The 19,819-nt window shown below is 59.5% G+C and carries 18 protein-coding genes; 3 read left to right on the forward strand and 15 right to left on the reverse strand.

All coding sequences use genetic code 11. The annotated features are described in order from the left end of the window. Positions 1–3: 3 nt before the first annotated feature. The 9 genes from U858_RS0105940 to U858_RS0105980 all read right to left on the reverse strand — a co-directional run bounded on the left by U858_RS0105940 (position 4) and on the right by U858_RS0105980 (position 9,657). Positions 4–1,089: a glycosyltransferase family A protein gene (locus tag U858_RS0105940; protein ID WP_025136266.1), complete on the reverse strand. Its 1,086-nt coding sequence runs from the start codon at positions 1,087–1,089 to the stop codon at positions 4–6. Beyond that, positions 1,086–2,264 (reverse strand): UDP-galactopyranose mutase, encoded by a 1,179-nt coding sequence (gene glf / locus U858_RS0105945; RefSeq protein WP_029953570.1) that lies wholly within the window; start codon positions 2,262–2,264, stop codon positions 1,086–1,088. The genes U858_RS0105940 and glf overlap by 4 nt, the downstream gene beginning before the upstream one ends. Before the next feature lie 6 nt (positions 2,265–2,270). Then, on the reverse strand, positions 2,271–3,458 hold the full coding sequence (locus U858_RS0105950) for a hypothetical protein (protein ID WP_025136268.1): 1,188 nt from the start codon (positions 3,456–3,458) through the stop codon (positions 2,271–2,273). 92 nt (positions 3,459–3,550) lie between these two features. After that, positions 3,551–4,507, reverse strand: a complete 957-nt coding sequence (locus U858_RS34205) for a trans-aconitate 2-methyltransferase (protein WP_025136269.1) — start codon at positions 4,505–4,507, stop codon at positions 3,551–3,553. Further along, positions 4,504–5,808, reverse strand: a complete 1,305-nt coding sequence (locus U858_RS0105960) for an ABC transporter ATP-binding protein (RefSeq protein ID WP_025136270.1) — start codon at positions 5,806–5,808, stop codon at positions 4,504–4,506. The genes U858_RS34205 and U858_RS0105960 overlap by 4 nt, the downstream gene beginning before the upstream one ends. Further along, positions 5,798–6,586 (reverse strand): ABC transporter permease, encoded by a 789-nt coding sequence (locus U858_RS0105965; RefSeq protein WP_025136271.1) that lies wholly within the window; start codon positions 6,584–6,586, stop codon positions 5,798–5,800. Before U858_RS0105965 ends, U858_RS0105960 begins: the two co-directional genes overlap by 11 nt. Before the next feature lie 58 nt (positions 6,587–6,644). Continuing rightward, positions 6,645–7,424, reverse strand: coding sequence for a glycosyltransferase family 2 protein (locus tag U858_RS0105970; RefSeq protein ID WP_051593531.1), 780 nt, complete (start codon positions 7,422–7,424; stop codon positions 6,645–6,647). Then, positions 7,421–8,533 carry a glycosyltransferase gene (locus tag U858_RS0105975; protein WP_025136273.1) on the reverse strand — a complete coding sequence of 371 codons (1,113 nt, stop codon included), beginning with the start codon at positions 8,531–8,533 and terminating at the stop codon, positions 7,421–7,423. Before U858_RS0105975 ends, U858_RS0105970 begins: the two co-directional genes overlap by 4 nt. Further along, the gene (locus tag U858_RS0105980) at positions 8,530–9,657 is read right to left on the reverse strand and encodes a glycosyltransferase (RefSeq protein WP_025136274.1); all 1,128 of its coding nucleotides are present in this window, start codon (positions 9,655–9,657) and stop codon (positions 8,530–8,532) included. The genes U858_RS0105975 and U858_RS0105980 overlap by 4 nt, the downstream gene beginning before the upstream one ends. Positions 9,658–10,186: 529 nt before the next feature. Between U858_RS0105980 and U858_RS0105985 the strand changes: the two genes are divergently transcribed. From U858_RS0105985 to U858_RS0105995, 3 genes are read left to right on the forward strand one after another with little or no spacing between them, the layout of a single operon-like run. After that, positions 10,187–10,756 (forward strand): carbon monoxide dehydrogenase subunit G, encoded by a 570-nt coding sequence (locus tag U858_RS0105985; RefSeq protein ID WP_025136275.1) that lies wholly within the window; start codon positions 10,187–10,189, stop codon positions 10,754–10,756. 32 nt (positions 10,757–10,788) lie between these two features. Next, the gene (locus U858_RS0105990) at positions 10,789–12,210 is read left to right on the forward strand and encodes an MFS transporter (protein ID WP_025136276.1); all 1,422 of its coding nucleotides are present in this window, start codon (positions 10,789–10,791) and stop codon (positions 12,208–12,210) included. Positions 12,211–12,223: 13 nt separating this feature from the next. Beyond that, the gene (locus U858_RS0105995) at positions 12,224–13,108 is read left to right on the forward strand and encodes a DMT family transporter (protein WP_025136277.1); all 885 of its coding nucleotides are present in this window, start codon (positions 12,224–12,226) and stop codon (positions 13,106–13,108) included. Here U858_RS0105995 and rfbC read toward each other — a convergent pair. The 6 genes from rfbC to aspS form a co-directional block, all read right to left on the reverse strand. Continuing rightward, positions 13,105–13,656 (reverse strand): dTDP-4-dehydrorhamnose 3,5-epimerase, encoded by a 552-nt coding sequence (gene rfbC, locus U858_RS0106000; protein WP_025136278.1) that lies wholly within the window; start codon positions 13,654–13,656, stop codon positions 13,105–13,107. The two genes, U858_RS0105995 and rfbC, sit on opposite strands and share 4 nt — an antisense overlap. Continuing rightward, the gene (gene rfbA / locus U858_RS0106005; RefSeq protein ID WP_025136279.1) at positions 13,656–14,549 is read right to left on the reverse strand and encodes a glucose-1-phosphate thymidylyltransferase RfbA; all 894 of its coding nucleotides are present in this window, start codon (positions 14,547–14,549) and stop codon (positions 13,656–13,658) included. Before rfbA ends, rfbC begins: the two co-directional genes overlap by 1 nt. After that, positions 14,546–15,598, reverse strand: a complete 1,053-nt coding sequence (gene rfbB, locus U858_RS0106010) for a dTDP-glucose 4,6-dehydratase (protein WP_025136280.1) — start codon at positions 15,596–15,598, stop codon at positions 14,546–14,548. The genes rfbA and rfbB overlap by 4 nt, the downstream gene beginning before the upstream one ends. Positions 15,599–15,660: 62 nt before the next feature. Then, on the reverse strand, positions 15,661–16,872 hold the full coding sequence (gene clsB, locus U858_RS0106015; RefSeq protein ID WP_025136281.1) for a cardiolipin synthase ClsB: 1,212 nt from the start codon (positions 16,870–16,872) through the stop codon (positions 15,661–15,663). Beyond that, positions 16,869–17,735 (reverse strand): endonuclease/exonuclease/phosphatase family protein, encoded by an 867-nt coding sequence (locus U858_RS0106020; protein WP_025136282.1) that lies wholly within the window; start codon positions 17,733–17,735, stop codon positions 16,869–16,871. Before U858_RS0106020 ends, clsB begins: the two co-directional genes overlap by 4 nt. Before the next feature lie 289 nt (positions 17,736–18,024). Further along, the gene (gene aspS, locus U858_RS0106025; protein WP_025136283.1) at positions 18,025–19,812 is read right to left on the reverse strand and encodes an aspartate--tRNA ligase; all 1,788 of its coding nucleotides are present in this window, start codon (positions 19,810–19,812) and stop codon (positions 18,025–18,027) included. Positions 19,813–19,819: the final 7 nt, after the last annotated feature.

Here is a 19,819-nt window from a genome sequence, read left to right on the forward strand (position 1 = left end):
CGTTCAGGCACTGGCCAGCTTGCGCAAACGGCGCTTCGAAAACTGATAAGCCCTCAAGGGCAAGCCCAGCAGCTTCTCGATTCCACGGTCCACACTGTGCACGCGCGGAACCAGCTCCCAGAACCAGACGATAGGGTAATAGCGGAACATGCGCGCGATCGAGATCTTGGTCTGCACGCGGCGGTTGAACGATTCCTTGATGATGCCGGACTTGATCCAATCACCGTTGAAATGCTTGTCGACCACGCCGAGGATCTCCTGCAGCGCCTTGATACGGCTATAGCCTTGCAAGGTCTGCACCTTGCCGATCCAGGCAGCGCAATGACGGGCTACGTACCACATCAACTGAGTACGATTGTTTTCGAACTCGCCCTTCTTCTTATAGAAGGCCAGCATGTCTTCGAGGACCGGAACGATGTTCAAGATTCGCTTGTCGGTCTGCTTCATCGACTGGGTGGGCCGCGTGATGTCGTAGTTGTAGAGTTCTTTGTCTACGTAATAAATCTTCTTGGCAACCAGGTAGCTCTTGGGCACGAAATTCGCATCCGCGAAAATCACCCCAGCCAGCAGGCGAACATCCGGATCCGCGAAAATCGAACGGTGGTACAAGCGGCCGCAAGGCGTCGCCCAATTCTTGTATAGCTGGTCGCGATCATCACGGTTCAGTTCCCGCTCGCCTTCGAATGGCAACGGTTTGAACGGTGCCGTGCTGCCGGTATAGCAGTACAGCAAATTCCCGATCAACAGGTCGGCGCCCGTTTCACGGGCCTTGTTGTACATGAACTCTAGGGAATCGGAATCCAGAAAGTCATCGCCATCGACAATGGCAATGTATTCACCGGTGGCCCGTTCGATGCCGTAGTTGCAGGCAGCGCCATGCCCTCCATTGGGCTTGATGAAGGACTTGAAGATGTCCGGCCGGCGCGCGACATAGTCGTCGATGATCAGCTGGCTGTCATCGGTGCCGCCATCATTGACGACCAGGACTTCGACGTTGTCCAGAGTCTGCTTCTCGAGCGAGCTCAGGCATCGCTCGATATAGAACTCCAGGTTATAGACTGGAACGACGACGCTGACTTTCGGGTTCATTTCGCTTCATCGCCCTTGAATTCTTGGTCGAACACGTCCAGTGCCCGCTCGATGATGTTGTTCATATCGTAGTAGCGATATTCCGCGAGACGTCCGACCAGCATCAACTGCGCATACTGGCCCGCCAGTTCGGAGTATTTGCCGTAAAGCGCGGCGTTGCTGTCCTTGGGAATGGGATAGTACGGAATGCTCTGCGCGGGGACCAGGCGGTCATAGGCCTGCGGATACTCTTTCATGATGGTGGTCTTCTTGGGCGACCGTGCCATCAGATGCTTGTACTCCGTAATACGCGTGTAGAGCTGCGTATTCGGATAGTTCACCGTTGCACAAGGCTGGTAGAAGTCCACATCGTGCGTTTCCAGATCGAAGCGCAACGAACGATAAGGCAGTTCGCCGAACTTGTAGCCAAAGAGTTCGTCAATGGGGCCGGTGTAGATCACGCCGCCTGCAAAGGGCTGGCCCATGAACAGGATCTTGCCCGTATCCGGCTCGAACGACAGGATGTCTTTCGCCTTGGTGTCGAGTCGCACGTCGATGAGAGGATTGGCCAGCATCCGTTCGAACATCTTGGTGTAGCCTTCCTTCGGCAAGGCCTGATGTTGCTCCTGGAAATAGCGGTCGTCGTACGAAATATGCACCGGCACACGGGCAGTGATGGTCTCGAAATCGAGATTCTCGGGCTTGTCGCCCCACTGCTTGGTGGTGTAGTTCAGATAGACATTCTCGAAGACGAATTCGCCGAACTCACGAATCCGGGCGTCCGAATGCTTGCGCAGCACGGAAACCGGCACTTTCACGTCCATACCGAACTCGGCCACAAGCAATGCCTTCAATTCATCAGCTTTCTCGGGCAGCAGACGCTCGAGCGACGTCAGGTTGAACGGCACAGGCACCAGTTGGTCCTGCACGTCCGCCAGCACCCGGTGCTGATAGGGATGCCAATCCGTGAATTGAGAGATGTACTGCAACACGCGCGGGCTGTTGGTACGGAACAGGTGCGGGCCGTACTTATGGACCAGCACACCGTGCTCATCCTCATAATCGTACATATTGCCCGCAATATGATCCCGCTGCTCGATCAGCAGAATCCTCTTTTTATTCTGCGATGCCAGGCGCTCTGCCAATATCGAACCAGCAAAACCCGCCCCAACAATAATGAAATCGTATGCGTTCATAATATTCTAACCTTTCACGATCGACCTGATTGCGTCTTCCATCTTCGGCGCAATGGTATTAATAGAATAATCAGCGTAGACGCTGAAGTCGGGATTCACCTTCCCGTCGAGATATCGCTTCATGACGTACGCGATGCGATCGACCCGGAGATCGGCGATCAGATTTCGGCTGCGAGACAAGATCTCCGCAGTCGGACCCGCCGCCATCGTTACCGCCGCAATGGGCTTGCCGGCTCCCATATAGTCGGCAAGTTTGCCCGGAAAGAACGGATTGCATTTTATGCCATCCTGTTCTTCATTGAACATCCCGTCAATAAGTAACAAAACGTCAGACTGTTGCATCAACGTTAAGCTGTCCACATAAGAAACTGCGGATTCGAAACGCACATGTTCGCGATAACGCATATTCATGTGGACATGCAGGTCATGCGGGTATGGCGAGGCGCCATAAAACCGCACTTCGAATTTGTTTTTATATTCCGGATATATTTCCAGCAGACGATCAACCGCTTGCAGCACGGGCTCGGCCGTACGTTTTACGTGGTAGAGCGTACCCAGGTGCGAGAACACAAAGCGTCCGCCTTCGTCCCTCGGCTTTCCCTGGTACATCTGCGGATCGAAACAATGAGGGATTACGACCGCCTTGCTGGCATATTGCGCCAGCTCACCCGTGAACATCAGATCCCGCTGGTATTCGTTATTCAGCAGAATCAAGTCTGCATTACGCAAAGTATCCTGTTCGATCTGGGTATCTTCTTTTACCAGAGGATAGCCATGCATGTGCGCAATATACGGATTGCGTGCAAACAGGTCACCGAAGTACGCAATCCAGGGAATGTCCGGGTGATTTTTCCGGATACGCGCCGCCGCTTCGTGACTGATCAGTTCATTCGAATGGGAAATAATGAAATCGAATTTTCGGTCAGATTTTTCAAAAATCTTGACCACTTCGTTGCAGAACTTCTCCCGAGCCGATACCGTACGCGGATTCCTGTGATCCGCGTTGATCTCTACCCGTTCGATATGCGCTGCTCCGGCGTAACGCATGAGCCGATCATCCCTGTTATCGCGCGCGACCTGAGCCACTAAATAATCAATATTAGTGTTCCTGATGCGCTTATAGAAATCGATATCCGCAGACCCGATATAGGGCGCGAAAAACCAGGATACGGCAAAGCCGTTGAGCTTGTTCATAATATCTTCCAGAGCGTGCGTCCGGTTATAAAATCTTCGACAGCCAAAATCAAATATCTACCGCCGAGCGGATCGCCGACGGTTGTTGGGCCTCAATTTCCGGACAATTTCTTGAGGCTCCTCGACACGCGCCTCAAGGGGCCGGTCAAGCGCCAGGAATTGCTATTTTTGATCTTCGCCAATTCGCTTGCCAGCTCGTTGACCTGACGTTGCATTTCGATCGTTTGCTCGATTTTCGCTTGCTGCTGCAACTGTTGCTCCATCAGCGCCTTGATCGTTTCTATCCGATCCGTCAACCGTTCCGCCAATCGTTCGTTCTCGGCAAGCAACGCCTTCAACCTCTGGGGCACCGAGGTTGCGCCAATCGTCTGCGTGTCCGAGCCCAGAAATCCATCGGCCAGCGCCAGCTTGCGGGATTGGGCCCAGCCTTTGTGTGCGTATACGAGAATGACCTGGTCGCCATGCCAGTAGGTCGGCTCCATGGGACGGCAATCAACGGCCGCCGAATGCACCAGCACCCAATCGGGATGCGGAACCAAGGGTATGTTCTCGGCCGTGAACGTGAAGAAGTGTTCGGATATGCGATCCAGCTCGCGGTACGGCAGCGTCAGCACCACACAGTGCTCGGCATGCTGGAACAGATTCACCAATACCTTGAACGGCTCGGTAAAGTGCTCCAGCGTATTCGACGAAAACACCATGTCGAACTTCTCCTGGCGCCCCTGACCCTCAATCCAGTCTTGTGCTTCGAAACGCAGGGCCGGATAGGCTACCCGCGCCTTTGCCACTGCCGATTCGGCAAAATCGATACCTGTCACCCGTTCGCGGATAAAAGCGTTGGCGATGACATCCGTGCCATCACCCTGCGCACACCCCCAGTCGCACACCGACCAGTTTTCGTGATTGGCCGTCGAGCGCAGCCAGGCCGGCATTTGCTCCAACGCCACCCTGGCAAAAAAACGCGACTGCTCTTTGCCCAGGTTGGACTCCCAGTCTTTGTCGAACCGGCCATTCCAGTATTCCTGGCTATTGATATCCGTAGCACTCACGCGGCATCTCCACCAAACGTAATCGCGACATCAGGACGAAAAAGACCCATGAGTTTCTTTGAAGAAATGACTGAAAAGTAGTGCGTTCCCTCGAAATATTCGAAGTAGGACGCGCCCGCGGAATTAGCATCCTCAAGGGCAGCAACGAGGAGGAACTTTCCCGGGGTCAGGTAGTTCACGAAGCTGAACTCGACATGCACAAGGGAATTGTCATGTGACACGCGCAACGGACCATTTTCCTGCGTACTCGCAACCAGCAGGTCCACGCCCTTCTCGTTCTTGATGGAGAAAGCCACGCCGACGCTGCCAAGGTCTACGCCAGCCGGCCGCCGGAACACGATTTTCACGCAAAGGCTCTCGCCCCAATCAAAGATGTCCTTGCGTTGACCAGCAGCAGCATGCACGGCGGCGTGAGTGATCAACCCGGTCTGCGTGCCCCAATGAGATGCCGGCTTTTCATCCAAATGCATGGCTAGCGGCATGCCGGCCATCTCGTCTTCGGACGCGGCCTGCCGCACCTCAGACGCGAGCGCCTGCGCGGGAGGCTCCGAACCGTTTTCATCTTGATAGATGAACTCCGCGTACTTGCTGGTGACGTGAGACACCTCTCCCGCCATGCGCAGGCTGCCCTTGTCGAGCCACACTGCCCGTTGACAAAGCGTTCGTACGGAACCCACGTCATGGCTGACAAACAGCACTGCCGCGCCGGCATTCTGGATGTCCTTGATGCGCCGCATGCACTTGTACTGAAAACGCGCATCGCCCACCGCAAGGGCCTCGTCGACGATCAACAGGTCCGGCGTGGCGTTGATGGCCACTGCGAACGCCAACCGCACATACATGCCGCTGGAATAGACCTTCACAGGCTGGTCGATGAAGCTGCCGATGTCTGCAAACGCGGCGATATCGTCGAAACGTTCGTCCGTTTCTCGCCGCGTCAGACCCAGGATCGAGGCATTCAGGTAGACGTTTTCCCGGCCCGTGAATTCCGGGTTGAAGCCCGCCCCCAACTCCAGCAACGCCGCGATACGGCCATTGGTCACGATTTCCCCCGACGTGGGGGTCAACGTCCCGCAAATCATCTGCAGCAAAGTGGACTTGCCCGAACCGTTACGCCCGATGATACCGACGGTCTCGCCGCGCTGGACATCGAACGAGAGGTCACGCAGCGCCCAGAATTCCCGGTAATACTGGCGCCGACCAAACGAACCCATCTGCAACAAGCGATCACGCGGCTTGTCGTACAGATGAAAACACTTGCTGAGATTGCGAACTGAAATCGCCAGGGAATCAGAGGACATCAGCAAACCCCTTCCTGGTGCGTTGGAACCATGCGTATCCCAGGACCGCGATCAAGCATGCGGCAACGGTGTATAGCGACCAGACCCGCCAATCGATCCCGATGCCCCAGAAGAGGACATTGCGAGCTTGCTCGACCACGGCAGTCAGTGGACTCAAATGGAGAAACGCCCGATAGCGTTCGGGCAGCGAGGTCGCCGAGTAGAAAATGGGCGACATGAACATCAGCACTGTCGTGACGATGCCAATGAATTGCGAAACGTCACGCAAGTACACCCCCAGCGCGGACAGGAACCAACTGACGCCCAGCACCAGTATCACGAGAGGCAGCACGACTACCGGAAACAGCAGAATCGTCGCATGCGGTACGCCGTAAAAGACCAGGTAGAACGCAATCCATACCGCCAGGCTGATAAGCAGGTGAAATAACGCCGAACCCAATGCGACACAAGGCAGAATTTCCAAGGGGAAAACCACCTTTTTCACATAGTTGACGTTGGACAGAATCAGCGAAGGTGACCGGTTGATGCACTCGGCGAAAAAGTTGAACAGCATCAAACCTGCGAACAGCACCAGCGCGAATTCCGTCTTCGATTCAGTCCCGCCTGGCCAGCGTGCCTTGAACACCACGCTGAACACGAACGTGTATACCAGCAGCATGAACACCGGATTGAAAAAAGACCATAGCAGCCCGAAAGCCGAGCCACGATAACGGCCCACGACTTCACGCCGGACCAAATCGCTGATCAGAGTGCGGTACCTGAAAAGGGTCTTGAACAACGAGATAGGCGAGGTAGGATGCCTGTGCGAACTGCTCACGATATTTTAAAATCCATTTTTATATCCGACTATCCAACCGGGACAGATAGCGTTTGCGAAGTGCATTAAAAACATAAAACACAAAATAATAAGCACTACGCAGCAACGAAAGCTTCAAGACATTTCGATATATTTTCCACTGCCACCGCATCGCTTTGCCTTTATTCGATGACAGTGAATTCTTTACGACGCGGTAATACGCCAACGGCGTGCCCGGCAATGCGGCATGAATTTCGCCGGCCATTTTAACCGCACGCAGCCAGAACACATAGTCCTCATGGCCTCCCGACTCGAAGCGCAGTTCAGGCAGTCTGTCCTTGCGGTATATGCCGGTCAGGTGCCCGATGAAATTCGATTTCAGCATGTCGCCGTAGCACAAGGATTTCGGTACTGCCACGGTTGCCAAGGGCCTTCCGTCTTCAGTTATCCGCACATAGCTTCCGTAGCTGATAGTGGCGCCCTTCTCCAGCAGCGCCACTTGGGCGGCAAGCTTCTGCGGCAACCACACATCATCGCTGTCGAGAAACGCTATGTATTTCCCGAGAGCGGCTTCGATTGCTCGATTGCGTGTTTGCGCGACCCCAAGATTTTGTGGATTTTTTATATATCGAATCCGTTCATCTTGATAATCCAGCACGTACTTTCCAGTATCATCACTGGAACAATCATCCACTACGAGCAACTCCCAATCCTTGAAAGTCTGCCCAAGGACGGAATCGATCGCGATTTTTATATAACGCTGTGCATTATAAGCAGGCATCACGATGGACACCGAGGGAGTCGCGGACGAGTGCGTCATCCATTACTCTCCAGTAGTTTTTTCACGCGCCTGACATACTCACCCCTATAAAACTTGTTGTAATAGGAAGAGTATCTTTGCCGCCATAGCAGATGTGCTTGCGCAGCAGTCTGCCGGACATCGCCCGGCTTCAGTTCATCCAGCCAGACGGCGATTGCAGCCGCGCCCTCGGCAATCGCCCACCCGCTTCCCAGCTTGCCAACCTTCGAGCCCGGCGGGGTACCGATGGTGGTGAGCATACCGCGCCCCAACATCAGATGTTCATAGTATTTGTTAGGCGAGGCGTACAAGTGATTCGGGACTGTCAGGTAGTACATTCCAACCAGGACGTCCATACCACCCATCAGCGTGAGGCCTTCGGTGCTGGACATGGCGCCGTGGAAGTGGACATTGGAAAATTCGGCGGCAGCAGCGACAAAAGTGCCTTCCAAGCCCCCATACCCCGCCACATGCAGCTCCACGTCGCGCCGGCCGCCGCACACGCGAAGCAGGTCTTCCAAGCCTCGGTTGCGCGGTTCGAGCACGCCGAAGTACCCAATCTTCCAGGGCGGCCCCACCTCTCGCAGCGGTTGCTCGCAATCGGACCCGCCTGGCACGTTCTCCAGCACCAGTACGTTAGGCAACCCCTCGGCCAGAGCGTGCTGTACATAGCGCTCCTCACTGACGATCAACGTCAGGTCGGCGGTTTCTGCAATACGCGTTTCCAGCGCATCCAGCAACCGGCCGGCCACGCCTGACAGATTGCGTACCGCTGAATATTTGTCGTAGATATCGAAGACCAGGTGCTTGCGAGCGACCGCGCAAAACAGCCAGGCAGCGAACGCGGAATCAAGGTCAATGGCGTGAACGATCCGTACCTCGCGCCGCGAGCGCCACAATTGCAGGAAGACAAAGACGTTCCAACGCAGCAAGGCCGCGGCATTGCGCCAGCCTCCACCGAGTTTGGCCCTGAGCGAAAACAGCGTCTGCCCCTGCCCCCCGGCTCGCGCAGAGCCGTCCTTGTTCCAGCCGATGAAATGCCAGGGCAAACCCGCATCCGCCAGTGCAGCGAAATACTTGCCCAACCTTGCATCGAAATCGGCTACGTACGATCGCACGAAGAAAATCATTTCTCCTTGATTCCCCGGCGTACGATCTTTGCCCGCTTCTTGATGACCATCCACTTGGGCATGCGGAACAGCACCAACCTGCGGTACAGGATGATGTAGGTGGTCGAAAATGCCGCGACAAAAAACATCAGCAGATATTCGTTCTGCCAGAACAGCACGGCAGGAATGACGGCGAACGAGGTCAATAACCACAGATATGGCGAAGTCATCGCATTGCGTTGGATTTTATGGCGCACGTCGCTGGAACCGACTGCCCAACGCACCAGACGCTTGTAGATGAGCATATGCAGGTGTACACCGTCCGGCATGCCAGGGGATTGACCGCGCAGGAATCTCTTCCGATATATCGAGAACAGCGTCTCGAATACCGGGTAGATGCACAACAACAGCGGGAACCATGCGGATACGTTCGGATGCCGCGCCAGCATCAGCACTGAAATAGCGCCAATCATGAAGCCAATGAAATACGCGCCGCCATCACCCAGGAAAATGAGCCCGCGCGGGTAATTCCAAACCAGGAATCCCACGATCGCGCCGATCATGCCCACCGCAGCAATCAGAAGCAAGCGGTCGCCAAGATAATATGAGACGTACGCGAATCCGGCGAAAATCATTGCACTGATCACTGCCGCCAAGCCGTTATACCCATCAATGATATTGATCGCATTTGCTGCCCCGGCAATTGCAATCATGGTGCAGACTAGGGAGATCGCGCCAAACTGTAGCAACCAGTCGACCCCGATAATATCCAGCCTAGTCAGGGTGGCACCGCAGAAATAAAACGCCGCGGCGCCGGAAATCATGGCAAGGCCCAATCGGACCAATACTCGAACCCGCTTGGTCACGTCTTCGGCCAGCCCTCCCAGGAAAGCCGGCATCGCAACCGCCAACAAGGTAGCCAGTTCCCCGCCTTGCCCGGGCTCGCGCAATGCGGCCACCACCCCAATACCGAACATGGCAACTACAATGGATACACCGCCGACCCGGGGTACCGGGCGGACATGATATTTTTGAACGCTGGTTATATCGTGGTCGGCCGTATACTTGCCATGCAACGAATTGAACCGGACGAGCAGTAGCGTGATGGCAAGCGATATAAGGAACGCGACTAAAACATAAAGCATGGGATACACCAGCAGTAAAGTGGCGCGATTTTATGCGTAAACCCTCCCCGGCTGCGGCGTGGTGCATGACCGCATTCAGGCCAGGGGCTGCTTACATCGATACAAGCCACAAGACAATGAGCAACGAACTTGAACGCGGCCTGTCGGCCAGCCAAGGCTGATTGCCTTGCATCGCTTTCCTGTTCAACCGGCTATAGTAGCTTAAGGGCCGCGCCACGCCGCACCCCTTTCGCCCTGGAACTGACGCCTTGTTCCCCGACCGTTGCAGCCGCGCCGCATAGTGTGCCCGCGCCATGCCAGACGCGACAATGTCGCCCGCCGAACGGCTCGCTCCCCCCCAATTTTCAGCAAATAGCAAAACCGCGCTTCTTGTTGCGTATTGCAAAAAATAATCAATATCAATAACGCATGGTGGCCTTCTACGCGTAGTTAATGGCTTGCACGGGTGCGACAGCGCAGCGATACGGACTAGCCAAATATTGCGATCGGAGCAAGAATGGGCCATAACGCTTCCAAAAAGGAGACAGCCATGCGCATTGCAGATGCCCAGTGGATTCCTTCAACCCAGCACCAGACGTGGGATGCGTTGACCGATCCCTCCGTGCTGCAGCGGTGCATCCCCGGCTGCGTCGAAGTGGTCCAGCGCAGCCCCACCGAATATGGGGTCACGCTGCGAGCCAAGATCGCAGGCCTGGACACCGACTACGAAGGTGAGATCCTGCTCTCGGATGTGGATTCCCCCAACAGTTGCACCCTGGTGTTCGAAGGCAAGGGTCGCGCCGCATGCCTGGCCATCGGTACCGCCCAGGTCAATCTGTCGACGAAAGACCAGGGTACGAGGGTCGCCTACACCGTGGCCGGCATGACTGGCGGCAAGTTGGCGGAGTGCGGCGAAGGCCTGATCCTCAAGGCCGGTGAAAAGATCATCGCGAAGTTCTTCACCGCGTTTATCGACTACATGGCTGGCCAACCCCGCTTGGCCCCGCCGCCGCCGCCGCCCGAACCCGAACCTCGCGGCCTGTCCAATTCGCGCTGGTCCTGGGCGCTGGTCGTGCTGGTGGTTGCCGTATTCTGGAGCTATCACGCGTTCTATAAGTAGAACCCCGTAGGGCCGGTGATATCCTTGGCGGCATGACCGCGCCACCACCACCGCCACCCGCCACGGAACCCGCCCACTCCCGCCACGACCTTCTGATGGGCATGGCCGGAGTGGCTGCCACCGTCGTGCTGGCGGCCTTCGATTCCACCATCATCAGCACCACGCTGCCGCGCGTGGCCGAGGCCCTGGACGGCATGGCGCTTTATGCCTGGGTCGGTACGGGCTACCTGCTGGCGACGGCGGCATCCATCATGATCTTCGGCCGCCTGGGCGACCTGTTCGGCCGCAAGCCGTTGATGCTTGTGTCGGTGCTGATCATCGCACTCGGCTCCATCGCCTGTGGCTTGTCGCAGACCATGGGCCAGTTGATTCTTTTTCGAACACTGCAAGGCATTGGCGGCGGCATGATGATCGCCACCGCCTTCGCGGCTCCGGCCGATCTGTTCCCGGATGCCAAGCAGCGCGTGAAATGGATGGCGCTGGTCTCCGCCGCTTTCGCCATGGCCAGCGGTATCGGCCCTGTACTGGGCGGCGCAGCCACTCAAGCGCTGGGCTGGCGGGCCGCCTTCTTCATTTCACCCATCGCCGCCGCAGTCGCCCTGTTCCTTCTGGCCAAGTACTTTCCTCGCATCAAACCGGTACACACCGGCGAACGCCGCATCGACTGGATCGGCGCCGTATTGCTGGTGTTGGCCGTAGGGGCGCCATTGGCAGCGTTGGAATTAGGCTTCGCCAAAGGCGAACATGCACACCCGATGATGGGCTTGGCCTTGGCCGTCGTCGGTATCGCCGCCATCTTCCTGCTCATTCCGATAGAACGCCGCGTCGCGTCACCGATATTCCCGCTGCGCGTGCTGGCTGGCCGCGAACCGCAGTTGCTGAACCTGGCGGCAATGACGGTAGGCGCCGTCATGTTCGTGCTGATCTTCTACAGCCCGTTGTTGCTGCAGCAGGTACTGGGCTACACGCCCAGCGAAGCCGGCTTGCTGCTGACGCCGCTGGTCGCGGCCATCTCGGTAGGCAGCATCATCAACGGTCGACTGTTTCCCCGTCAGGCAGAGCCCCAGCGCCTGATGGTGTTTGGCGCCGGCCTGCTGGCTGCAGGTACCCTCATGGTCCTGCTGATTTCTCCTGGGACCTCGGCCTGGTGGATTCTTGCGGCGTTTTTCGTCAATGGTTGCGCACTTGGCTTTCTACTGCCCAATCTGACGCTGTTCATGCAAATGTTGAGTGAACGGCGCGACGTCGGCGTCGCTTCCGCCTTGGTGCAGACTACCCGTGCCATCGGCAGCGCGCTAGGCACCGCCGTGGTGGGCATCCTGATTTCGCACGGCACGATACTAAACGGAGTGCGCACCGGGCTTGTCCTGTGTATCGTCCTGTGCCTGACCTGTGCCGTACTCGCGCATCGGGTCAAGATGAAGAATCTGGCGACCAGCCGGAACCAAGCCTGACTCAGGACTCACCATGCGCCGTCGTGATTTGCTGGACCTTTTGCTCCTGGCCGCCGTCTGGGGCGGCTCCTTTCTGTTCATGCGGCTGGCCGTGGGCGAATTCGGTCCGGTAGCGCTGATCGAACTGCGCGTTGGCTTGGCGGCCTTGTTCCTGCTTCCAGCCGCGTTGTGGCGCGGCAAACTGCCCATCATCGCCCGACATTGGAAAGCCATCCTGGTAGTCGGCACGTTGAATGCCGCGTTGCCATTTCTGTTGTATGCCTATGCCGCCCAGTCGCTGGGCGCTGGATTCCTGTCGGTCGCCAATGCGGTGACGCCGGTCTGGGGCGCCGTGGTTGGCTGGCTCTGGCTGAAGGACCGGCTGCCCTGGTCGCGTTCATTGGGTCTGACGATCGGCCTGTTGGGTATCGTGGTCTTGGTCTGGGACAAACTCAATTTCCAGGCCGGAGGAACCGGCCCCGCTGTATTGGCAGCGGTTTCCGCACCCGTGTTCTATGGCATCGCCGCCAACTGGACCAAGCGTTTTCTGACCGGCGTGGACGCCTTATCCAACGCCACCGGCAGCATGCTCGCCGCCACGTTGGTGCTGCTGCCGTTGGCGCTGGCCACATGGCCGGAAGCGCCGGTGTCGGCCCGGGCCTGGGGCGCGACGATCCTGCTGGCTGTCGTCTGCACCGGCGCTGCCTACATCGTCTTCTTCCGCCTGATTGCCAATGTGGGCCCGACAGGCGCCGTGAGCGTTACGTTCCTGGTGCCCGTCTTCGGCGTCGTATGGGGCGCCTGGTTCCTGGATGAAGCCATTACCGTATCGATTCTGACCGGCGCGGGCATTATCCTGGTAGGCACCGCCCTGGCCTTGGGCCTGGTTGGCGGCAAGCGCCGCGCAAGCGCCGCCTAACCGATTCGAACCTTGGGCGCCTGGCTCAGCGGCAACCCGCGTTGATCCGCCGCCGACAATAACGGTATGCCGGCAAGCGGCCAAGCCACCGCCAGTTCGGGATCATCCCACCGCACGCACTGCTGAGACCCGGCCTGGTAATAGGCCGTGGTCTTGTACGACACGACGGCCCGCTCGGACATCACCAGGAAGCCATGGGCGAACCCTTCCGGTATCCAAAGCTGCAGATGGTTGTCACTGGAAAGCCGCTGCGCGGCCCACTGGCCGAACGTGGGCGAATCCTGGCGCATATCCACGGCGACGTCGTAGATCTCGCCTTCGGTCACGTGCAGCAATTTTCCCTGGGGCTCCAAAGTCTGGTAGTGCAGGCCACGGAGCACGTGGCGATGGGACTCGGACTGGTTATCCTGCACAAAACGCAGCTCGCGCCCTACCGCGGCATCCAGCACCGATTGCCGATAGGTTTCGAGAAAGCAGCCGCGTGCGTCCCGGTGCACCTCGGGTTGGATCAGCAGGACATCGGGCAAGGACTGGGGCGTGATGATCATCAGAAGGGCAAACGCTTGAGCAGGCTCATCAAATAATCACCGTAGCCGCTTTTCTGCAGCGGCCCCGCCAGGGCCTCAAGTTGCCCGGCGGTAATCCATTGCTTGCGGTATGCGATTTCTTCGGGACAGGCGACTTTCAGACCCTGCCGGCGTTCGAGCGTGGCGATGAACTGGCTGGCCTCGAGCAAGCTGTCATGGGTACCGGTGTCAAGCCAGGCATGGCCACGGCCCATGATCTCGACGTTCAGGCGCCCCTGTTCCAGATAGGCCTGATTCAAATCGGTGATTTCGAGTTCGTTGCGAGCCGACGGACGGATTGTCCGCGCCAATTCCACCACCTGGTTGTCATAGAAATAGAGGCCGGTGACCGCGTAGCTGGACTGCGGCATCGCGGGCTTCTCTTCAATCCGCAGCGCTCGGCCGCCCGCATCGAACTCGACCACGCCATAACGCTGGGGATCCTGCACGTGGTAGGCGAACACAGTAGCGCCACTCTGTCTCGCGTCAGCCTGCACCAGCAGTTGCGGCAAATCGTGGCCATAGAAAAGGTTATCGCCAAGGATCAACGCACAGGGCGCCTCGCCGATGAAGTCCGAGCCGATCAGGAAGGCCTGTGCCAAGCCGTCTGGCGATGGCTGCACGGCATATTGCAGATTCAGGCCCCAGCGCTTGCCATCGCCCAGCAGCTGGGCGAAGCGCGGCGCGTCTTCGGGGGTGGCTATCACCAGGATGTCGCGTATGTCCGCCAGCATCAATGTGCTGAGCGGGTAGTAGATCATCGGCTTGTCATAGACCGGCATCAACTGCTTGCTGACAGCCAGCGTGGCCGGATGCAAACGCGTGCCGGATCCACCGGCCAGAATGATGCCCTTGCGCGGAATAGGTGACGTCATGGCAAGGACGCCCTTTGGCGGTAGGCGCCCGACACGATATCCATCACCCATTGCGGGTTGTCCAGATACCAGCCCAAGGTCTTCTCCAGGCCAGACTGGAACGTCAGCGTCGGCCGCCACCCCAGTTCATGCTGGATATGGCTCGTATCAATGGCGTAACGGCGGTCGTGCCCCGGCCGATCCGCCACCATCGTGATCTGTGTCTTGTACGAGGCCCCGTCCGCCCGGGGCCTAAGCTGGTCAAGCTGCCTGCATACGGCCAGGACCACCTCGAGATTGGTGCACTCGCTGTCGCCGCCCAGGTTATAAGTCTCGCCGGCCCGACCGCGCTCAAGCACGCGGCGCAGGCCGCTGCAATGATCGGCCACGTACAGCCAGTCACGCACATGCAGACCATCGCCATAGACAGGTATTGGCCTGCCAGCCAGCGCGTTATGGATTGCCACCGGAATCAGCTTCTCGGGAAACTGCCGCGGCCCGAAATTATTGGAGCAATGCGTCGTCAGCACCGGCAAGCCATGCGTCATGCCGCAAGCCCGCACCAGATGGTCGCTGGCGGCCTTGCTGGCGGAATACGGATTATTGGGCTGAAAGGCGCTGGTTTCGGTGAAGGCCGGCGCATCCGGCGCCAACGAACCGTAAACCTCGTCGGTCGATACATGCAGGAAGCGAAAGTCGTCGCGGGCCTGGCCCGCCAAGCCTGCCCAGTAGGTGCGGGCCGCTTCGAGCAGGCCGAACGTGCCACAGATATTGCTCTGGATGAAATTGCCAGCGCCGGCGATGGAACGGTCGACATGGGATTCCGCGGCGAAGTGCAGAATTGCCCGCGGCTGGTGCGCCTGCAACAGCGCCGCCACCAGAGCCGTATCGGCGACGTCGCCCACCACCAGCTGATGGCGCGCATCGCCTTTCAGGGTCGCCAGATTGGCGGGGTTACCGGCATAGGTCAGCTTGTCCAGATTGACCACGGGTTCATCGCTCTGTGCCAGCCAATCCAGCACAAAGTTGGAACCGATGAATCCGGCGCCGCCGGTGACGAGAATGCTCATTGCGTAATGCCCGAAAGAAGGCCCGGCCTTCCAGCCTTGCAGTTTACCGCCGTGGCCGCGGTTCAGTACTTGTCCGACGTGCCCGTCAACGCCACGCCGATCCGCAGCAAGGTATAGGATGCCGCATCCACCCAGCGCCGTATCCAGCCGCGACGCTGGTATTCCAGCGGCCGGATGAAACGTCCGCCTTGCTGGATGGCCGCCTCCAGCCGCTCTTGCAGGTCCCACGAGAATGGTTGGTCGTCCACCACCACATTGGCCTCGCGCGCCAGCAGCAGGCTGAAAGGGTCCAGGTTGGACGAGCCGACGGTGGACACGTTGTCGATGACGGCCACCTTGGCATGCAGGTAGCTGGGCATGTATTCGTAGATCTCGATGCCATCGCGCAGCAGTTGGTCGTACAGCGAACGCGTGGCGTGGTACTGCATGCGGTATTCGACCTTGCCTTGCAGCAACAGGCGCACGCGCACGCCGCGCGCAGCGGCCTTGGCCAGGGCACGGCGAAACTGGCGGCCCGGGAAGAAATAGGCGTTGGCGATGAGGATGTCGCGGCGCGCCTGCGTGATGCCGTACAGATAGGCGCGCTCGAAGGTCTGGCGAAAACGCAGGTTGTCGCGCAGCACCAGCGCCGCGCGCAGCTCGCCGCAGGCCGCCACCGGCGCATGGCTGGGCTTGGTCAGCCGCATGCGGCTCCAGTCGCGTGGATGGCGCCGCAGGCGGGCCCAGTTAAGCCGCACCCACAGCAGGTCCTGCGCGTAGGCGGCGTCAGTGACCACCGGCCCCTGCACCTGTACCGCGAAATCGAAGCGTGGCGCTGAAATGCCGTCGGTCGGGTCCAGGTCGTCGTAGTCGTCGATGATGTTGATCCCGCCGATGAAGGCGATGTTGCCATCGACGACGGTGACCTTGCGATGCAAGCGCCGCAAGCGGCTGCGCGACGGGATGAACTTGGCGAACCAGCGCGGTTCGGGGCGGAAGATGCGGCATTGCGCACCCGCGCCGGTCAGGCGTTCACGCACGGCGTCGACGGTGTCGGCGCTGCCAAAGCCGTCCAGCACCACCCGCACCTTCACGCCGCGCGCGGCCGCGGCCATCAGGCAGTCCAGCACCTTCAGGCCGGTGCGGTCCAGCATGAAAATGTAGGTTTCCAGGTGCACGCTGACCTGGGCCTCGTCGATCGCCTTGCACAGCGCGGGAAAAAAATCGGTCCCGTTCTGCAACAAGCGGATCTGGTTGCCGTCGGTCCACTCCAACTTGACCTGCTCGGCCTTCACGGAAGTTCCAGCTCGGCCAGCAAGGGGGAATGATCGGACAGCCGCGCCCATTCGCGGCCGCGCAGCACGCGCGCGCTGCGCACGGCAAAGCCGCGCTGATAGATGCGATCCAGGCGGAACCACGGAAAGACGGCCGGAAACGTGCGCGGCGGCGGCAACAGCAGCCGCGAGCTGCCGTCCATGCCCAGCTGGTTGGTGCGTTCCATGACGGACACGCCGCCGTTGGGCAGGCCGCGCAAGGCATTGCTCAGGCGTTTGACCGAGTCGCGCAGGCGCGGCAATTCGCCGCCATGGCTGCGCGGCGCGTGCGAGAACACTTCGTACAGCCCCAGCTGCTGCACGAACAGCGGCGCGAGCCGGTCGCCCCAATCGTTGAAATCACCCGCGATCAGGATGGGCTCGCCGTCCGGCACCATGCGCCGGATGCGCTCGGTCAGCGCCAGGATCTGGCGGCTGCGGCTGCCGGCAAACAGGCCCAGGTGCACCACGAAGCAATGCACGGCACGGCCATCCAGTTCAATGCGCGCATGCAAAAGGCCGCGCTGCTCCAGCCGGTGGTCGGAGATGTCCTGGTTTTCGTGGTCAAGAATGGGAAAACGCGACAACAGCGCATTGCCATGATCGGTTTCGTGGCGAACGGCATTGCGGCCATAGGCCACGTCCAGTTTCAGGGCGGCGGCCAAGGACTCGTGCTGGGCGTCCAGCAACGATTTCTGTTCGTTGCGACCCTGGACCTCCTGCAGGAAGACCAGGTCGGGACGCAGGCCATACAGGCCCAGGCGCAATTCATTCAGGGAATCGCGCCGGCCCAGCGCCGAACGGCCCTTGTGGATGTTGTAGCTGACGACACGGATGAGCGACATAAAAGCGATGGCGCCTTTGAAAGCAGAGGAACCACAAGCCAAGCCCTGAAGCAGCCCGGCAAGCACCGCCACAAAGCGGCGTTTGCCAGATTACTCCAATTCCGCACCCACAAGCCGCAACAAAAAGCTGCTCACCACCAGCCCAGTCGCCGCAAGCCAGGGGCCACAAGAACGCAGCACGACGCAAGCAATCGCCGCCCCACAAGCCAGGCCGCCGAGGATCCGGCTCCGCCGGTCCCGTGAGGCGCCCCCCTGGGGGGGAGGCGCCTCCGGCGCCTCGGGGGGGGGATTACTTCTGTTCGACGTTGCGCAGACGGATGTGCAGTTCGCGCAGCTGCTTCTCGTCGACTTCCGAAGGCGCTTGCGTCAGCAGGTCTTGCGCACGCTGCGTCTTCGGGAAGGCGATCACGTCGCGAATCGATTCGGCGCCGGTCATCATCGTGACGATGCGGTCCAGGCCGAAGGCGATGCCGCCGTGCGGAGGCGCGCCGTATTGCAGCGCGTCCAGCAGGTAGCCGAACTTTTCGCGAGCTTCCTCGGCGCCGATCTTGAGCGCGCGGAACACCTTGCTCTGCACTTCTTCGCGGTGGATACGCACCGAGCCGCCGCCGATTTCCCAGCCGTTCAGGACCATGTCGTAGGCCTTGGCGAACGCCTTGCTGGGATCGGTTTCCAGGAAGTCTTCGTGACCATCCTTGGGGCTGGTGAACGGGTGGTGGGCAGCGGTATAGCGGCCGTCTTCCTCGTCGTATTCGAACATCGGGAAATCAACCACCCACAGCGGCTGCCAGCCGGCCGTGAACAGGCCCGACTTCTTGCCGAATTCGCTGTGGCCGATCTTCACGCGCAGCGCGCCGATGGCGTCGTTGACGACCTTTTCGCGGTCGGCGCCAAAGAAGATGATGTCGCCGTCTTGCGCGCCGGTGCGCTTGACCAGTTCGGCCAGGGCAGCGTCGTGCAGGTTCTTGACGATGGGCGATTGCAGGCCGTCGCGGCCCTTGGCCACTTCGTTGACCTTGATGTAGGCCAGGCCCTTGGCGCCGTAGATGCCGACGAACTGGGTGTAGGCGTCGATCTCGCTACGCGACATTTCGGCGCCACCGGGCACGCGCAGGGCGACCACGCGGCTGCCGGGCGCCGTGGCGGCGGCGGCGAACACCTTGAAGTCGACGTCGCGCATGACATCAGTGATGTCGGTGAACTCGAGCTGCACGCGCAGGTCCGGCTTGTCGGAGCCGTAGCGGCGCATGGCTTCGGTCCACGTCATGATCGGGAACGGCTGGGCCAGGTCGACGCCCTGCACCACCTTGAAGACGTGGCGGATCAGGTTTTCGAAGATCTCGCGGATCTCGAATTCGTTCAGGAACGACGTTTCGCAGTCGATCTGGGTGAATTCGGGCTGGCGATCGGCGCGCAGGTCTTCATCGCGGAAACACTTGGTGATCTGGTAGTAGCGGTCAAAGCCCGACACCATCAGCATCTGCTTGAACAGCTGGGGCGATTGCGGCAGCGCGAAGAAGTGGCCGGCGTTCACACGCGAGGGCACCAGGTAGTCGCGCGCGCCTTCGGGCGTGCTCTTGGCCAGCATCGGGGTTTCGATGTCGATGAAGCCCAGCTGGTCCAGGAACTTGCGCGTTTCGATCGACACGCGGTAGCGCAGCATCAGGTTGCGCTGCATCTGCGGGCGGCGCAGGTCCAGCACGCGGTGCGTCAGGCGGGTGGTTTCCGACAGGTTGTCGTCGTCCAGCTGGAACGGCGGGGTGACCGACGCGTTCAGGATCTCGACTTCCTTGCACAGCACTTCGATTTCGCCCGAGGCCAGCTCGGCGTTGGCCGTGCCGGCCGGACGCTCGCGCACCAGGCCGGTGACGCGGACGCAGAATTCGTTGCGCAGGCGCTCGGCGGTGGCGAAGGCGGCGTTATCCGGATCGAACACGATCTGCGCCAGGCCCGCGCGGTCGCGCAAGTCGATGAAGATGACCCCGCCGTGGTCGCGGCGGCGGTTCACCCAGCCATACAGGGTGACGGTCTGGCCGAGATGGTCGCGGCAAACCTGGCCGGTGTAGCAGGTACGCATCGGGATA

Origin of the sequence: Achromobacter sp. DH1f (assembly GCF_000633435.1) — a bacterium.
GTDB classification, from domain to species: Bacteria; Pseudomonadota; Gammaproteobacteria; order Burkholderiales; family Burkholderiaceae_B; genus Achromobacter; species Achromobacter deleyi.

What these genes read in the sequence shown, in the direction of transcription:
- U858_RS0105940 (WP_025136266.1), bottom strand. Translation starts at nt 1,089, where the DNA reads ATGAACCCGAAAGTCAGCGTCGTCGTTCCAGTCTATAACCTGGAGTTC.
- glf (WP_029953570.1), bottom strand. Translation starts at nt 2,264, where the DNA reads ATGAACGCATACGATTTCATTATTGTTGGGGCGGGTTTTGCTGGTTCG.
- U858_RS0105950 (WP_025136268.1), bottom strand. Translation starts at nt 3,458, where the DNA reads ATGAACAAGCTCAACGGCTTTGCCGTATCCTGGTTTTTCGCGCCCTAT.
- U858_RS0105960 (WP_025136270.1), bottom strand. Translation starts at nt 5,808, where the DNA reads ATGTCCTCTGATTCCCTGGCGATTTCAGTTCGCAATCTCAGCAAGTGT.
- U858_RS0105970 (WP_051593531.1), bottom strand. Translation starts at nt 7,424, where the DNA reads ATGACGCACTCGTCCGCGACTCCCTCGGTGTCCATCGTGATGCCTGCT.
- U858_RS0105975 (WP_025136273.1), bottom strand. Translation starts at nt 8,533, where the DNA reads ATGATTTTCTTCGTGCGATCGTACGTAGCCGATTTCGATGCAAGGTTG.
- U858_RS0105980 (WP_025136274.1), bottom strand. Translation starts at nt 9,657, where the DNA reads ATGCTTTATGTTTTAGTCGCGTTCCTTATATCGCTTGCCATCACGCTA.
- U858_RS0105985 (WP_025136275.1), top strand. Translation starts at nt 10,187, where the DNA reads ATGCGCATTGCAGATGCCCAGTGGATTCCTTCAACCCAGCACCAGACG.
- U858_RS0105990 (WP_025136276.1), top strand. Translation starts at nt 10,789, where the DNA reads ATGACCGCGCCACCACCACCGCCACCCGCCACGGAACCCGCCCACTCC.
- U858_RS0105995 (WP_025136277.1), top strand. Translation starts at nt 12,224, where the DNA reads ATGCGCCGTCGTGATTTGCTGGACCTTTTGCTCCTGGCCGCCGTCTGG.
- rfbC (WP_025136278.1), bottom strand. Translation starts at nt 13,656, where the DNA reads ATGATCATCACGCCCCAGTCCTTGCCCGATGTCCTGCTGATCCAACCC.
- rfbA (WP_025136279.1), bottom strand. Translation starts at nt 14,549, where the DNA reads ATGACGTCACCTATTCCGCGCAAGGGCATCATTCTGGCCGGTGGATCC.
- rfbB (WP_025136280.1), bottom strand. Translation starts at nt 15,598, where the DNA reads ATGAGCATTCTCGTCACCGGCGGCGCCGGATTCATCGGTTCCAACTTT.
- U858_RS0106020 (WP_025136282.1), bottom strand. Translation starts at nt 17,735, where the DNA reads ATGTCGCTCATCCGTGTCGTCAGCTACAACATCCACAAGGGCCGTTCG.
- aspS (WP_025136283.1), bottom strand. Translation starts at nt 19,812, where the DNA reads ATGCGTACCTGCTACACCGGCCAGGTTTGCCGCGACCATCTCGGCCAG.